This is a genomic window from Pseudomonas sp. A0308, assembly GCF_044218815.1.
Lineage (GTDB): Bacteria > Pseudomonadota > Gammaproteobacteria > Pseudomonadales > Pseudomonadaceae > Aquipseudomonas > Aquipseudomonas iridis.
The window spans coordinates 1,374,809-1,388,533 of sequence record NZ_CP162581.1; the positions used below are offsets into that span (position 1 = coordinate 1,374,809).

Annotated in this window: 18 protein-coding genes; 1 reads left to right on the forward strand and 17 read right to left on the reverse strand. The window is 59.1% G+C overall.

The window, feature by feature from the left end; genetic code table 11:
- Window positions 1-149: 149 nt before the first annotated feature.
- Window positions 150-1,550, forward strand: a complete 1,401-nt coding sequence (locus tag AB4P92_RS06365; RefSeq protein WP_395599127.1) for a hypothetical protein — start codon at window positions 150-152, stop codon at window positions 1,548-1,550.
- A gap of 178 nt (window positions 1,551-1,728) precedes the next feature.
- Here AB4P92_RS06365 and AB4P92_RS06370 read toward each other — a convergent pair whose 3' ends face one another.
- The 17 genes from AB4P92_RS06370 to AB4P92_RS06450 are packed head-to-tail and all read right to left on the reverse strand — an operon-like array spanning window position 1,729 to window position 13,722.
- Window positions 1,729-2,700: a hypothetical protein gene (locus AB4P92_RS06370; protein WP_395599128.1), complete on the reverse strand. Its 972-nt coding sequence runs from the start codon at window positions 2,698-2,700 to the stop codon at window positions 1,729-1,731.
- Window positions 2,673-3,377 carry a hypothetical protein gene (locus AB4P92_RS06375; RefSeq protein WP_395599129.1) on the reverse strand — a complete coding sequence of 235 codons (705 nt, stop codon included), beginning with the start codon at window positions 3,375-3,377 and terminating at the stop codon, window positions 2,673-2,675. The genes AB4P92_RS06370 and AB4P92_RS06375 overlap by 28 nt, the downstream gene beginning before the upstream one ends.
- Window positions 3,374-3,928 carry a DNA-binding protein gene (locus tag AB4P92_RS06380; RefSeq protein WP_395599130.1) on the reverse strand — a complete coding sequence of 185 codons (555 nt, stop codon included), beginning with the start codon at window positions 3,926-3,928 and terminating at the stop codon, window positions 3,374-3,376. Before AB4P92_RS06380 ends, AB4P92_RS06375 begins: the two co-directional genes overlap by 4 nt.
- On the reverse strand, window positions 3,925-4,848 hold the full coding sequence (locus AB4P92_RS06385; protein WP_395599131.1) for a hypothetical protein: 924 nt from the start codon (window positions 4,846-4,848) through the stop codon (window positions 3,925-3,927). The genes AB4P92_RS06380 and AB4P92_RS06385 overlap by 4 nt, the downstream gene beginning before the upstream one ends.
- Complete coding sequence (locus AB4P92_RS06390; RefSeq protein WP_395599132.1) at window positions 4,845-5,552, reverse strand: hypothetical protein; 708 nt, start codon at window positions 5,550-5,552, stop codon at window positions 4,845-4,847. The genes AB4P92_RS06385 and AB4P92_RS06390 overlap by 4 nt, the downstream gene beginning before the upstream one ends.
- 8 nt (window positions 5,553-5,560) lie before the next feature.
- Window positions 5,561-7,258: a phage tail protein gene (locus AB4P92_RS06395; protein WP_395599133.1), complete on the reverse strand. Its 1,698-nt coding sequence runs from the start codon at window positions 7,256-7,258 to the stop codon at window positions 5,561-5,563.
- Between the two features lie 9 nt (window positions 7,259-7,267).
- Entirely contained in the window at window positions 7,268-7,792 is a 525-nt protein-coding gene (locus AB4P92_RS06400; RefSeq protein WP_395599134.1) for a phage tail protein, read from the reverse strand.
- Window positions 7,789-8,964 (reverse strand): baseplate J/gp47 family protein, encoded by a 1,176-nt coding sequence (locus AB4P92_RS06405; protein ID WP_395599135.1) that lies wholly within the window; start codon window positions 8,962-8,964, stop codon window positions 7,789-7,791. The genes AB4P92_RS06400 and AB4P92_RS06405 overlap by 4 nt, the downstream gene beginning before the upstream one ends.
- Window positions 8,961-9,278 carry a DUF2590 family protein gene (locus AB4P92_RS06410; protein ID WP_116256727.1) on the reverse strand — a complete coding sequence of 106 codons (318 nt, stop codon included), beginning with the start codon at window positions 9,276-9,278 and terminating at the stop codon, window positions 8,961-8,963. Before AB4P92_RS06410 ends, AB4P92_RS06405 begins: the two co-directional genes overlap by 4 nt.
- Window positions 9,275-11,260 (reverse strand): phage tail tape measure protein, encoded by a 1,986-nt coding sequence (locus tag AB4P92_RS06415; protein ID WP_395599136.1) that lies wholly within the window; start codon window positions 11,258-11,260, stop codon window positions 9,275-9,277. The genes AB4P92_RS06410 and AB4P92_RS06415 overlap by 4 nt, the downstream gene beginning before the upstream one ends.
- Before the next feature lie 5 nt (window positions 11,261-11,265).
- Window positions 11,266-11,406: a DUF6890 family protein gene (locus AB4P92_RS06420; RefSeq protein ID WP_177433972.1), complete on the reverse strand. Its 141-nt coding sequence runs from the start codon at window positions 11,404-11,406 to the stop codon at window positions 11,266-11,268.
- Window positions 11,407-11,429: 23 nt separating this feature from the next.
- Complete coding sequence (locus tag AB4P92_RS06425) at window positions 11,430-11,723, reverse strand: putative phage tail assembly chaperone (RefSeq protein ID WP_395599137.1); 294 nt, start codon at window positions 11,721-11,723, stop codon at window positions 11,430-11,432.
- Complete coding sequence (locus AB4P92_RS06430; protein ID WP_395599138.1) at window positions 11,720-12,235, reverse strand: lysis system i-spanin subunit Rz; 516 nt, start codon at window positions 12,233-12,235, stop codon at window positions 11,720-11,722. Before AB4P92_RS06430 ends, AB4P92_RS06425 begins: the two co-directional genes overlap by 4 nt.
- On the reverse strand, window positions 12,235-12,768 hold the full coding sequence (locus AB4P92_RS06435) for a lysozyme (protein ID WP_395599139.1): 534 nt from the start codon (window positions 12,766-12,768) through the stop codon (window positions 12,235-12,237). Before AB4P92_RS06435 ends, AB4P92_RS06430 begins: the two co-directional genes overlap by 1 nt.
- Window positions 12,765-13,061: a hypothetical protein gene (locus tag AB4P92_RS06440; protein WP_395599140.1), complete on the reverse strand. Its 297-nt coding sequence runs from the start codon at window positions 13,059-13,061 to the stop codon at window positions 12,765-12,767. Before AB4P92_RS06440 ends, AB4P92_RS06435 begins: the two co-directional genes overlap by 4 nt.
- Window positions 13,061-13,270, reverse strand: a complete 210-nt coding sequence (locus AB4P92_RS06445; RefSeq protein ID WP_395599141.1) for a TraR/DksA family transcriptional regulator — start codon at window positions 13,268-13,270, stop codon at window positions 13,061-13,063. The genes AB4P92_RS06440 and AB4P92_RS06445 overlap by 1 nt, the downstream gene beginning before the upstream one ends.
- Window positions 13,270-13,722 carry a phage protein gene (locus AB4P92_RS06450; protein WP_395599142.1) on the reverse strand — a complete coding sequence of 151 codons (453 nt, stop codon included), beginning with the start codon at window positions 13,720-13,722 and terminating at the stop codon, window positions 13,270-13,272. The genes AB4P92_RS06445 and AB4P92_RS06450 overlap by 1 nt, the downstream gene beginning before the upstream one ends.
- Window positions 13,723-13,725 lie beyond the last annotated feature (3 nt).

Genomic DNA, 13,725 nt, shown 5'->3' on the forward strand with positions numbered 1-13,725 from the left:
AGTGCTTTTTATGCCTATTTTTTTCTAGAAAGCGAATTTTGCGGACGGCGTGGCTGCGGACCACGCCGCTATAACTACTTATAGGGAGAACATTCCGATAGGATAAAGCTAAGCCACGCGTCATCACGCATCGCAATGGGAAGCTTGGAATGGATACTAGTAAGTTTTTTGAAGATATGCGAAAAGGTGAGTTAGAACTTCATTGCACCGACATTGTAATTACTCAACGTTCAGCCGAGCTTGAGCTAAAAGGGCACGGAAAGTTGCTGATCAATCCGACCGGCTTGATTTACTTAGAACTAGTTTGCAAGCCTATTGAAAGACCAGCAAAAAGCACAATATTAAGCAAGATCCCACAAAGCCCGTTTGATGAAAACCAAAAACTAGAACTAAAAGCAACAACAATTCAAGGCTGGACATTTGAAGCGACTGACTTCTCATTTCAAATGAATAACATTTTCACAACAAGACCTTTCGTAGTTAACATACCACTGGAGTTTGTCGAACTCCATTATGAGTCGCCGTATGTTTCGAAGCATAAAACAAGCCTAAACTTTGAGATATGCGAACCGTGCCGAATACCCACAAACAAGCTAAACACGGTAAAAGCTAGTTTAAAAGGATATGAGTCCTACAACTGGAATCAGACGCTGATTGAGGTCGACAAACCTGAATGCGAGATATCTATTGTTGATCACGGAGCCTATATGGAGATTAATGCAAGCGGCGACTTTAATGTCGATGAGGTTTACGAAACCCTTAACTACTATCTTGCTTTATCTTCAGGTCGCTTGCCACAGCCATATGCTGTGGTACGGCGCTTAGGTCATGCGCATACGCTTCAGCTCAGATCTGTCAACAAGACGTACAGATCCCACACCATAGCAGAACCGTTCCCTGCCTTGGCTTCGGCACCTGGCTGGCCAGATGTTCATTACGGAATTCTTTCTGGCATGCTGGAGGTCCGTAGAACCAACCCAAACTTGTTCCAGAGCGGATATGCTCAATGGGCGCGGGTATGGCATGCTTATCGCTCCCAGACTAGCGTTACGTTACTTACACTGGGCGTGGCTATCGAAGGTCTGCTCAACGACGTATACATCCCTCGCCTCGAACTTACTGAACAGGATGCCGAATTAGAAAAGGCAAAAATAGATATTATTCAGAAACTGAATAATCTAGCGATTAGCACAGACCATAAAGCCACTTTAGTTTCCAGCGTTGAGAAATGGGGCAACATGCACCCCAAAAAGGCACTTTCCGTCCTTGTTGAGCGTGGAATAATAGATAAGGACGAGCGACAATCTTGGATAGATCTCAGAAATTCTTCCGCTCACCCAAAAGCTGCCGGGGTATCTAAAGCAATTTCAAAAAAAGACTTCAAGCGCATGTGTGACTGCCTCGGTCTGTTCTACATTTTTTCATTGAGTATTTTTGGCTATCGAGGTCCAGTATATAAATTCGGAAAGATTAACAATCCAGATTTACTACAAAGAGAAATGATTGACATTGATCTACCTGACAATTCCAAAGGCGCGACCGTCATGTAATACTCATTAAAAACACACCACCAGAATAATAGTCGGCTAGGATAGCAACACCTTAACTTCATGAAAAAAAGACATCCAAATACTTCAAGACCCGAGTGCTACACCTCGTAGGGTTCAGAGACAGTCAAAAAAGTGCACCTAGCTGTGCAACGAACCGTAGGTATCGACCTTACGGCTCCTACAGCGTGACCATCTTCAGCTTGGTCGCAAGCAGCATCGTGTTTGCAGCGTCCGCAGCAAAGGCTGCAGCGTTACTCGGAATCGGCGATGATCCATGAACGTGCGATGCGATTTGGTCGTTCATTTCCTGCACTATGTCGAGCAGATCGCACACAACCTGAAAGATATTCACCCCTCTCGACCCAACCCAACTCTTGGGAGCCTCTAAGCGTTGGCTTGTGCCGGAGATGCTTTCACGCAAGCCGCGGATCTGCTCAGCCATGTCTCCGCCCACCGTGGCATTATGCTTCTGACCCACCACTAGATTCAGATCCCGACCGGTTGCCTGGTGCAAATCATCCACCGCGGCCAAGCTCGCGGATCCGCCCGACATCAGCTTGAGCGCGCCCAGCGCCTCGATCGCTTTCATACCACCCACCGTCTCGGTCGAGTGGTCATCAATCGTCTGCGTATGGCTCTGGAAGTGCTCGCTGTTGTCCAGGGCTTCAACCTCGCGCTCGATCGCCTGATCACGGATCTTGCCATCGGTCTGACGCAGCCAGTTGCCGTCGGCGTCGACGCGCTGCTGTGCGGCTGCGCTGTGCTGCCATACCTGGTCACCTTTCGACACCTTCGGCATGCTCAGGCCGTGCGGCAAGATCGATTGGATGTAGGGTTTGTTCGGCAGGCCGTAGGCAAAGCACACCACGACCCGCGTGCCTTCCTCCGGAAAGGCGTAAATGCCCATTTCCTCACCACCGGTGGGCAGCGGTAAAGGAACGCCAGTGAGCGGCGGCATGGCCGGGTCTGGTTCATCGTCGGCGCCGAGTACTTCGATGTCCACGGCGTAGCGCGGACGGAAGTCGTCGCACAGTCCTGCGTCCGCCGGCGCGTCGGCCACGGCGACCACCCGGGCGAATCGCGGAAGGTGATAACCACCGGTGAGTTCGGGGAATTGGCGCTCTACAGCGCGGCGGATTGCGTCTTCCATCGGATGGCCATCTGGTCATTGGAGAGCGTCACCGTGGTGATGCGCTCGCCGTTGTTGATCGTTGCACCTGGTCGCAACCCGGGAAGGGCCGCGACCATCGCGCTTTGGTTACCCTGGTAGCTGTCGAACAGCTCCATGGGGATTTGCAGCGACGCACGTGCGCCGAAAAAACTGTCGGCCCAACTGCCGGCGAAGACTTCACCGTTGCCCAGCTGGTGCCAGGTGAAGTCGGGAATGCTGAACACTCGGGCCAAACTGTCCATCGCCTGGTAACCGGCGGCGAGGCTGTAGAAATACGGCGCCTTCACGCTGGCATAAGGCCGATCAGGGACACGAAAGCGCAGCCCAGTCTGTTCGCTGACCTGGGCCAGTACGGCGCGCAGATCCACATGACGCAGGTTCAACGGCAACGGGTTGGCCAGCACGGCGGCCAGCTCACGGCAGAACAACACCTGCTCGATCGCGTTGGCGGCGGTGCAGCGTTCGATGTAGCCGATGAAGTGCCGTTGCAACGTGCCCTCGTTGTAGCCGATATCCAGCGTCACCAGCCCTTTCAGCGGCACAGGGGATTGAACTGTGAAGTTCGCCCGGCCGGGGCTGGTAGCGTCCAGCCTGACGTCCTCCTTGATGAGAGCGATCGGGGCGCCATTGATGGAAAGTATCTTGTGCAGCTTCACGTCGGCTCACTCCCGCCCAGCCACTTATCCACACGTCCCAGCACCTTTTCAAAGCCGCTCAGCGCGGGGTTGTCGCTGGTTCCTTCGCCGTTGCCGGCACCGCCGGCACCGACCGGACTACCCGGGCCACCTTGAGCGTCGACCTTGTTGCCGGCGCGCCGGCCTTCTACTTTCTCCGGGTTCGATTCACGCTCGCTCAGCGTGAATTGCACAAGCCAGGCTTTCAGGGTGTCCGCTTCCCGGGCGCTGACGCCGTCGGAGAATTCCACCTGACGCACGCCGAAGGCTTCCGCCGTGTCGTTCACGATCCGGTACAGGTGCAATTGCCCGCCGCTGGCCGTGGTTTCAGCCATGCGCATCAGATCTGTCAGCTGGGTTTTATCCACAAAGGGAATCATCAGCGAGACGGCCAGCGTCTTAGGCTTAAAGCCCTTGTGCGCCTTGTCGGTGTTGCTGGTCTGGCCGGACATATCGCCGCTTTCGATTCGCAGGTTGGCCGTGACCTTGAGATTCTTGCCCTGGACTTTTTGCCCGTCGAGTAGCAGCGTCATAGGCCCACCAGTTCCCGCACGAAGCTCAGCCCTTCTTTGCTGCCAACCAACAACACGCCGGCGCACTGAATCCATTCATGGCCCGGGGCATCGCCGGCGAGCAGTTCGCGGCGTAATTCGCCGGCGGTGCCCGGGCCTACCATCCGCGCGCGCATGCTGACGTCAGGGTTGCCCCCTGCCAGCAGCTCTTTCAGGTCAGCCAATTGTTTATCTCGGCCCTGCTGCTGGGCGCTCTTGCGCGCAGCCAGCGCTGCCAGATCGGCCAATGGCGAGCTGTCGGCGGCGTAGCCTTCCAGCACGGCTATTTGCCCCGCCATGGACTGTTTGGCGGCTTTGACCACCGTGCAACGCTCCAGCGGCAAACCCTGCCAGCGCGGCAGAGTTCCGGCGCCGGGGATCTCCCACTTTTCGCTCTCCAGTTTCACCAGGTGTTGCGCCCGGCGCTCGGTGCGCACCAGGTCAGGGATCGGCAGCAGAGCATTGAATCGCGCCAAGCTGCTGGCCAACTGTTCGAGGCGCGTGCCCAGGAACAGGATCGACAGCGCGTATTGCGGCCCAGTCGGGCGCCCGCTGTCACTAGCGTCTTCCAGTTTCTTGGCGAGATGTTCCAGCGCGTTGGGCGCCGAGAGAAAACGCTGATAACCCGCGCCCTGGCCAACCCCACTTTGAAACGGCGTCACGACTAGGCACGCCGGCACCTGGCCCAACTGCTCGGCCAGCGCGGCGCGTCCGGCCGCGATCGCGCTTTTGGCAGCATCACCGACCGGCCCCGGGTTGGTGTTGGCCAGGCCACTCAGGCCAGCCAGACGCTGGGCGGTGCTGGCCAGCTCACCGTCGGCCAGATCCCTGGCCGCTGACAGCCCGCCCATCCACTGCGTGGCCTGCTCTGGCCAGCGCATCGTCACCGGTGCCCAGGTCATGCCGGCGGCGTCCAAGTGATGGCTTTCATTGCCTTCAGATCCTTGTCTTTCTGAGCCTTAGCCACAGCCTGACGCAAAGTTTCCGCGTGCTGCTGCGCCGCTTGCCGGAAGCGCACCAGGTCTAGGCTGACTTTCTGCAACTGGCCGATCGTGTGCGGCAGGAATGTCATTATCTGATGAGCGTCATAGCATGGGTAAACATCGTCCAGGCCCAGCAATACCTGGCCGTTCAAATTCACCTGGTCATCGATCGTGCTGCTGTAGCGGTATGGCTCGCCCAAGGCGCTGGAGTTGAAGCCACCGGCAATGTAAGCCGTGCAATCAGCCGCGATTGCTTGCAGTTTCTTGTCCCGGAGTGCAGCCAGCACGGCCTCGATGTCATCAACCCATTCGCCGTTCTTCCAGACTTGGTTCGATCCGGGTTTTTTCATGGTGAAACCGGCCGGCATCGGTTCGAAGCCTTCCAGCGTTCGCGGCTCGCCAGTGTCGGTGCTGTACACCACGACGCCACCGAGGAAGTCCACAAGCTGCCAAGCTTTGCCGTTCCACCACGCGGCTTTGTGTTCCGGAACTGCTGGTGGTGCAGCCTCCACGCAGCCACCGGGGATTAGATACACACCCTCTTCCAGCGGTGATTCCTCAGCCTTCACGGCACCAATAAAGATGCCGAGATAGTCCGTCTGATAAACGAGTTTGTCAGTCATGCTCGATCTCAATACTTGATGCAGTAATAAAGGGCCATGTTCTTCGGCCGGGTTTCGGTACCGCCATTGGCGGCGACGGTCACGGCGTGGGTGTGGGCACCGCCGCCACTGACACCAACGTTGTGCGCATGCTGGCCAGCGGCACCGATGCCGACGTTGTGTGCGTGGTTGCCCTGGTAGTCGGTTCGCATCGGCTGGTTGTCCGCGTTTGCGCCATTAGGCATCTCAAGATCAACGGGGCTACCGCCGTACCTTGGATAACCAACCGAAATGGCTTGGCCACTCGCTGCGATCCGCCATCCATGGTCATGGTTGCCTTGGGCATCAGTCCAGGCGCTGTGGACGTGATTGCCTTGCGCATCTGTCCAAGCGGTGTGCAAGTGATCACCCACGGCAGCGGCCGAGGCTGTGTGAGCGTGCGAATGCAGAGCCATGTCCTGAAACGATCCGAAAGCCCGGCCGGGATCAACGCCGCGACCGTCATCAAACGCACGGGGGAACAGACCGCGCATGTCCGGCACGTTGAACGTGGTTGTTCCGTCACCCGCCCCGTAGTGCGTGCCGATGCGTGCGAACAGGCCAGCGAATGCAGTACGCGAGATAGCGGCGCCGTTGCATGCAAGCCAGCCCGCCGGCGCCGAATACATGCTGAAGCCGGCAACCATGCCCGTCATGGAGTCGCCGACTTGCTTGTGCAGTTTGTTCAGCGCTGCGGTCGTCGCCAGAATTTCGCTGCTGTTGGTGGTTGGGTCATCGCTTTTTGCGTTGGGCAGGTTGCCCAGATCTACGTCTTCTTTGGTCGTGGCCCGTGCGCGCAGTAGCGGATAGTCGCCTGTACGCGATGCGAGATATTTGATCAACGCACCGCCGACTGGCTCGGCGTCCCGTAAATCCACGATGTTGCTGGATGAAATGAAATCAGCGATCGGCACACAGTAATGACGCACGCCGGCAGCATCGGTGTAATCGGCCTGTTCGCCGAATACCACTTTCCACACAGCCACCCGATCGTTCAATTGACGCTCAAGACAAACGTCCAGCCAGACCTTACCTACTGGAATGACGCCGGGGACCGCTTCTGACTTCGCAATTGCCACGCAGATGCCTTCGATGTAGGCCGTGCCACCATTGATCTGGTAGCCGGTCTCTGCCTTTTCGAATGTCAGAGAGTTACTGAAAAAGAATGCACGCCCGTAGAGGTTGCGATTGCTCAGGCGCTCGCGTTCATCGATGCCAGCAAGGCGCACCGTAAAGTCATGCTGCCAGGTACTGGCATCGATCTTTACGCCGGTCAGTTTCATGGCACCGTCGAAGGCCACCAGAAAATTGCGAGTGACGTTGTTGCCGATCTGCTGCGGTGGGATGTTCTTGCGCTTTTGTTGCAGCGGCACGTAGGACACGGCGAACAGCAAGCCGTCGGCATCTTCAAGACCGACCCAGTTAAAGTCCCAGTCGCCGATATCCGAACCCAACTGGGCGCTATACACGACCTGGTTGGGATTCACGAAGCCAGCATTTTCCGGCGGGATGTCGTAGACGTGAACGATCTGGCCGGCCGGTGGCTTGCCGGCAGCGCGATCGAGCGACGCGGTCGGATCAAGCCCGGGCACATTGGCGAAGATGAAGCGGCTGACGATCAGCGGCTTTTGCTGGCTTTGTTTAAGGGCGATTTGGCCTTCGCCGGCCAAGGTAATACTGGCGCTCACGGTGCGCTCCTACAGGCTGGCAACCAGCGTTTGCTGGTCGTCGTTGAAGTCGATCAGGGCGATTTGCAGCCCCACGGGGGTGATGGTTACGAAGTCGTAGCGCCGACACGTTCGGCCGTATTGCTGGATCAGCACGCGCAACAGTTCAGGATTCAGTGACAGCTGGGCGTTGCTGAACTTGAGCAGCACGACGTCCCAATCCCGGTCGGGCTGGCGCTCCTCGATCTCCACGTAGCCCACGCCCAGTCGCTCGAAAATGCGCTTCATGCCGGCCGTGCTGCCGGCATCCACGGAGTTTATAAAGGCGTATTTCACCCGCAGCCGGAACAGGGATTCCGGTTCGCCTTTGAAGCGCGTCACGTCCCGCTGCCAAGCCCACAGTTCAAGAATGCTCATGTGGCAGGTGTCGGGATCGATCTGCGAATAGGGCCAGCGCAGCCACCCGGTGACGGTTTCCCACCACGCCTGTGCAGCGGCCACCAGCTTTGACAGCTCGGTACCGCCCAGCCAGAACGGCAATTTGAGTTTGATCATTGCAGGTTCACCTTCAGCGAAGTCAGGCGCGGAATGTCCAACCCGCTGGTGATGTCCACGCCGGGTGTAAACCGCAGTGAGGCGATATCGGCAAACTGCTGGTGCAGTTCTTCAGCGAGGCGACTGAAGCTGAAACGCGACTGGGGATAAGTCAGCGTCGGCTGATAATCGCGGGGCGTGCTTTCCCGAAACGCGGCCCGGATGAATAGCTCGATCTCACTTTTCAACGTGTCGATCTGCTCGGCGCTCAGATTCGGTTGCGGCCAAAGCGTCATCGCAACACTCACGGGCACTTCGGGCATGACCTTGGCCAGCAGATCATCGCCGTGGCCATGGTTGCCCTGGTCGCGGATGTGCGAATTGATTTGCTCCAGATAAGTCGCTGCCGGCACGCCCGCGTCAAACAACACGAAGGCGTTCGCACTGCCCGGGCCACGTGGTGCGCCGTGTTCGAAGTAGACGCCATCCGGACGAACACCCGGGAAAGCCGAGATCATGGCGCGATATACCGCGTCGGTGTGCCACTGGTTCACCGCCGAGAACTGGTTGCGCACGCGCAAACGCAGCTGATCGTTCGGCTCCGGATCCGCACCAGGTGATTCCAGCCAACCGTCCTTGTTCACGACCTGGATGATGCCCGGTACCGGCACTGGCAAAATCGCGAAGTAACCCGGGGCGAGATTGAAGCCACTGCCGGATTCGATCGCCTCTACCGGGACTTCCAGCTGCAGCTGGCCCGCGACGAACGTCGCCGGTGCCGTGGTAATCAATTGGTACACGTTGCCGTTGATTGCGGCGGACTGCACCACAATGCCTTTTTCCAGCTCCATGACGCCGTCCGGTAAGGCGCGGGTGAACAGCAATTTACCGCGGGCTTTGGTGGCGCCTTTACGCTCGACGTTGACCGCCCAGGCGAGCATGTCCAGCCAGGCGTCCACCGCCGTTTTCACAAAGAAGTTCGGCAGCACCGTCAGGCACAGAAAGTCCAACAGCCACAACGACGGTTTGGTCACCAGCGCGGTCATTACCCGCCAGAACGGCGAATAACTGCTGGTGTTCGCCACCTTGGCGCCTTGGGCTTCGACCTCCTTTTCCCACGCTGCCTTCAAACCAGCCTCCGTGGTCGGAATGCCGGCGTCGGCGATCACCTTTTTAAAATCGACCTGGCTCACAGACTTACCTCAATCGAACCGAATTTCATGGTTTTCGCAGTGACCAGGTACACGCCTGGTTCCTGCTGGGTGATGCGTGCCGTACCAGGCACCAGGCGCTGATCGTCTTCCACCAACAGTTCCAGCTGCTGGATACAGTCGCGCTGTCGCAACCGATCGCGCTCGGCCACCAACGTCACCAGCAGCCCGCTATCACGGATCATGTGGGCGATGTCCTGTGCGATGCAGGCGCGGTCATCGATGAGCAACGGCTGGTGTGACGGATCCAGTGCCAGGTCGTTGTTCGCGATCAACAGGTCTACGTACTCGCTCATCCGCCGACTGCCATTGCGACCATGTTTTCCACTTCCAGTGGGTTCATCGGTTTGGCGGTGTGAATGTTCACGTTCTCCACATGAGTGCCCTTGTTCTGGCTGCTGTTGTTGTTCTGGATGCTGGTCAGCAAGCCGCCGGGCGGCACCGCCGAAGGGCGCGCCGGCGAAAGGCTGGGGATTGCCGCGTTGATGGTTTGCTGGGCTTTCTGCGCGGCGTTGGCGGTGTCAGCGGCATTGGTCGCGGCATCGACGCCGGGCACTTCAGGCATGCCGCCGAAACGCGCTTCGATGTTCACCCCCGGGATGCTGTTCAGCAGCTCGATCACGCCGTTTACGGCCTTGGTGAAAATGCCGACGATGCTGTCCCAAGCGGCCTTGGCCATGCCTGACCAGCCGCCCATTGAGTTAAACCAGTCGGACAGTTTCTGGAGCTTGTCGGCGACGAACTGGAACGCGGCGGTGTTCATCAGGGCGGACGTCCATTCGTCCCAGTAGTGAACCGCCGCGACAATCACCGCCACCAGCGCAAGAACACCGACCACGATCCACACCATCGGGTTGGCTAACAGTGCAGCGTTGACCAGCCAGATCGCGCCCTGCCAAAGCAGCATGGCGCCTCGCACCAGGGCAAGGCCGGCGCTGAGCGTGTAGATCACGGCCATGTAAGCCAGGATCGCCAGTTTCTGCAGGACGAAGCCGGCAACGGTGCGCAGGCTCAGCAACTGCACGACCTTCCAAACCGATAACAGGCCCAGCCAGGTCATCCGTGCAACGCCGATCACCACGGTCAACAACGACATGGCGCCGACGATTGCCATGATGGTCAGTGCGGTGATGCCGATCACCCGGGTGATGTTGGGAAACAGCTGCGACCAGCGCACCAATGTTTTGCCGATATCCACCATCTTGTTCATGAACGGCGTCAGCACCGGGATCAGCACTTGGCCAAACACCACCCGCATGACTTCGACCAGGGACGCCCATTGCTGCCAGGGATCGACCATGGCCCGGGCCATCTGCTCGGCGTTCTCCAGACCGCGCACCTTGCCCAACTGCTCGATGCCGTTGCGCAATCGATCGGTGTCCTTGGCCAGCGCGCCGATCACCTGGGCGCCTTCGCCGCCGAAGGCCTCCATTAACTTGGCCCCGGCTGACGCGCTGGTCAGATCACCGAACTTGCCCTGCAGCTTGTCCAGAATCGCCATCATCGGCAGCACCTTGCCCTGCTGGTCGGTGAACTTCATGCCGAGTTTTTCCGATGCCGCGCCGATGTTCTCGAAGAACGCTTTGTAGCGTCCGCCGGCGTCGCCGCCCTCCATGGTGCTGCTCAGCGTGCCGATCACCGCCATCTGTTCGGCAAGGTCGACGCCAGATGTGGTGGCGATCGCGCCGGCCTCCTTGAAGGCGTCTTTCATCGCGGCGCCGCTGGTACGGAACAACTGCACAGCCAGCGCCGTTTGCCCGCCGAGCTTTTCCACCCACGCGCCCTTCCCCATCGCATCGGCCTGGGACTTCTGCAGGTTGTAGAGCGTGCCGACGTATTCGCCCATGGTTTCGGCGTCGGACTTGGTGGCCTTCGCCAGCAAGTTGCTGGTGTTGGTGAACGTGGCGAGTTGGTTGCCGGCAAGCCCCTTAATGGCGCCCTCGATCAGGTAAGCCGAGGCCACAAAATCCTTGGCGTTCTCGCCATAGCTCACCGCGAACTGCAGCGACTTGACATTGAGTGCCGACAATGCATCCTCGGCCACGCCCAACGATCGGACGTCGCCCAGGGCGCGATTGACCTCCAGCGCCGGTTCCATGGACTCACGGATCCCGACCACAGCAGCGGTCACGCCGCCCAGGCCAAGCCCGATCGTCTTTATGTGTTTTTCACTCTGATCGGCAAGCTCGGAAAAGCCCATTTTCACCTTGCCCAGAGGCGCGGTGACCTTGTCCTGCAAGCTGAGAATGAAAGCCAGGCTGGCGCTACGGTCTGCCAAAGTCGTTATCCGTTCAGCGCAAGGGCGATGCCGTTAGCCACGGCGAACTCCATGCGTTTCCAGTATTCGTCCTCCAGCCACTTGGCGGTTCCCATCGCCTCGGGCGTGGGTTCCGTACCAGGTAGCCAGCGGTTCGTCAGGGCCATGAGCTGGCCCAGGCCGTTTTCGCTTAAGCGCTCAGCGTGCTCGTGCGCTTTTTTACGATCACCTCAACGTTCGGCGCGTACTCCTCGAGCAGCGCGCCGGCGATCTGCATCACCATCACCGGGTTGCCCAGCAGCGGTTTCAGCACGGTTTTTTGTTCCTGCAGCACAGTGGTCATCAACAGGTTGTTGCCTGGGGCGACCTTGTTGGTTTGGGTCAGCGCGTTGAAGTACTTGGTGACGTCGGCCGGGGTCAGGTTGAAGGTGAACTCCTGTTCGCCGACTTCCAGGGTGATTTCGGTGTTGTTCTGTTGGCTCATTGGGTAGATCTCTTGTTGAGGTTGGAAAAATTCGTGTCCTGGTGCGCTGGCGATCGCTGGCACACACCACGGACGTATTGCTGCAGTCCGACGATCATTTGCCGGCTTAAGGCGAGCTGATCTCGGAGGGTGAAATAATCCGGTCGAGCGTCTGCTGCGAGTTCGGCGCGTCCTGCATCAGCCACGCGGCCGGTGCCGGCGGTGGCGGACAAAGATCCGGAAGCGGGACAGGTGGCGCTGACGTACAGCCGGCCAGTGCCATCGCCAATAGCGCGGCGCAGGCGTTCGTTTTCAGTGCGTGCATCGGTCAATTCCTTGGTGTTTCGTTGGTCGATCGCGTCCCGCTCGGCGAGCACTTCGCCGCTGATGCGTGCCGCTTCCCGCAGGCCGCTGGCCTCCCATTTCGCGCTATCACGCTCGCGCCTGGCTTCGTCGCGCTGGCCTTCGAGCGAGTCAAGACCGATCCAGGCGACCAGGCACAACACGACCAGGAACAAGGCTTGGCGCAGCATCACAAGCCCTCCGCACACAGCCGGGATTCGGCCAGCCGGCGGTTGTGCAGGCCCGGAATAAAGCGCTTCTGGCCCTTGGCGTCAGTCACAAAGGCCCATACCGGCGTCTTGCCGTCCGGCGCCCATGCCAGAGCTTTGCAGCCCTCGGCGATGCGGCCGGCGTTGATAAGCGCGACCGCTCGACTGGCGCAGGTGCTGGTCACGCCGAAGTTGTGGCCATGACTGGTGAGTGCGTCGAACGTGGTCTGTCCCACGTTCGGGTTAGTGATGCACTCGGCTAGCTGCAGCTGCGTTTTGCGGATCACCAACTGCTCCACCTCGGCGCACTTGGCGGGCGACCAGTAGTCGCCGACCACGACCGGGTACGAGCTCGTAAACCGGGTGATGCCTTTGCAAACCGTGGGCAGTCCGCCGGCGAGCTTGTCCGCGTAAACGGTGTTCTGGCCGTTGCCTTCCCAGGTGCCCAGGAAGATCACCAGCGGCGTGCTGGCCAGCGCGATCGCACCGGCCATGATCCTGCCGCGCAGGCTCATGGGAACCACACCCGCAACAGTGCCGGCACAACCATTTGCAGGACGGCTCCGACCAGCGTGAGGATGGTTAGCAAGCGGCCGACCTTGGCGCCGATATCGTTTACCGCGACCGTCAGGGTCTGCTGGCCAGCGTTCAGTTCCGACAGTTGCCCGGCCATATGTTCGAACCCCTGTTCCAACTTGGTCACGCGGGTAGGCACTGTTTCGTGGCGGTCTTCCAACTCGCTCAGCCGGTGTTCAAATACGGCGAATCTCTGCTCCAGCGTTCCGAGGCGTGCGGCGTCAGTCGTCATCAGCGTTTACTCTGCTCAAAGCCCGTCTGGCACGGGACACAACGCGTCTTGCCGCCCAGCGCCTGGCGCGCCGGTGGGATCTCGTTGTCGCAGTCCTGGCAATGGGTCAGGCTCGGCCCGACCGGCACAGGTTTCAGCAACTGGGCTTTGATCGCCTGATCACGTTGGCGCTGTTCCAGCTCCTGGGCGCGGTCGAACCAATCCACCATTAGCGCAGTCCCTCGATCTCGGTAGCGTCGAGGTACGGAACGCCGTTGATGTGGATAAAGTCCGGACTGGTGACGTCGAACGGCACCTTGTGTTTTGTTTTCTCGCCGCCTTTCGGATCGATCGACAACAAGCTGGAGATTTTCACCTTGCAGCCGAAGGCTTCCACGCGCAGTTCCTCGTCTTCGCCAGCCTTGGCGAAGAACACAGCGTCAAACGGCTTGAGCTTGCGGAAGCTGCCCGCCGATCGCGCCGCGTCGATCAGCAACTGAAAGTTGGAGCTGTCCAGTTCCAGTTCGCCGGCAGCGGCCACGTCGCCCTCCACGTAGCCGTCAGGCACGCCCCGGGTTTGGGCCACGGCCGAGTTGTCGGTGATGTCCAGGGTGCAGCTCTCGACGTGCAGCGACAGATCGCCCAGGCTCACGTCGAAGTTCTTGCCACCAATTTTTGCCATGGG

What these genes read in the sequence shown, in the direction of transcription:
- AB4P92_RS06365 (WP_395599127.1), top strand. Translation starts at nt 150, where the DNA reads ATGGATACTAGTAAGTTTTTTGAAGATATGCGAAAAGGTGAGTTAGAA.
- AB4P92_RS06370 (WP_395599128.1), bottom strand. Translation starts at nt 2,700, where the DNA reads ATGGAAGACGCAATCCGCCGCGCTGTAGAGCGCCAATTCCCCGAACTC.
- AB4P92_RS06380 (WP_395599130.1), bottom strand. Translation starts at nt 3,928, where the DNA reads ATGACGCTGCTACTCGACGGGCAAAAAGTCCAGGGCAAGAATCTCAAG.
- AB4P92_RS06385 (WP_395599131.1), bottom strand. Translation starts at nt 4,848, where the DNA reads ATGACCTGGGCACCGGTGACGATGCGCTGGCCAGAGCAGGCCACGCAG.
- AB4P92_RS06390 (WP_395599132.1), bottom strand. Translation starts at nt 5,552, where the DNA reads ATGACTGACAAACTCGTTTATCAGACGGACTATCTCGGCATCTTTATT.
- AB4P92_RS06400 (WP_395599134.1), bottom strand. Translation starts at nt 7,792, where the DNA reads ATGATCAAACTCAAATTGCCGTTCTGGCTGGGCGGTACCGAGCTGTCA.
- AB4P92_RS06410 (WP_116256727.1), bottom strand. Translation starts at nt 9,278, where the DNA reads ATGAGCGAGTACGTAGACCTGTTGATCGCGAACAACGACCTGGCACTG.
- AB4P92_RS06420 (WP_177433972.1), bottom strand. Translation starts at nt 11,406, where the DNA reads ATGGCCCTGACGAACCGCTGGCTACCTGGTACGGAACCCACGCCCGAG.
- AB4P92_RS06425 (WP_395599137.1), bottom strand. Translation starts at nt 11,723, where the DNA reads ATGAGCCAACAGAACAACACCGAAATCACCCTGGAAGTCGGCGAACAG.
- AB4P92_RS06430 (WP_395599138.1), bottom strand. Translation starts at nt 12,235, where the DNA reads ATGCTGCGCCAAGCCTTGTTCCTGGTCGTGTTGTGCCTGGTCGCCTGG.
- AB4P92_RS06435 (WP_395599139.1), bottom strand. Translation starts at nt 12,768, where the DNA reads ATGAGCCTGCGCGGCAGGATCATGGCCGGTGCGATCGCGCTGGCCAGC.
- AB4P92_RS06440 (WP_395599140.1), bottom strand. Translation starts at nt 13,061, where the DNA reads ATGACGACTGACGCCGCACGCCTCGGAACGCTGGAGCAGAGATTCGCC.
- AB4P92_RS06445 (WP_395599141.1), bottom strand. Translation starts at nt 13,270, where the DNA reads ATGGTGGATTGGTTCGACCGCGCCCAGGAGCTGGAACAGCGCCAACGT.
- AB4P92_RS06450 (WP_395599142.1), bottom strand. Translation starts at nt 13,722, where the DNA reads ATGGCAAAAATTGGTGGCAAGAACTTCGACGTGAGCCTGGGCGATCTG.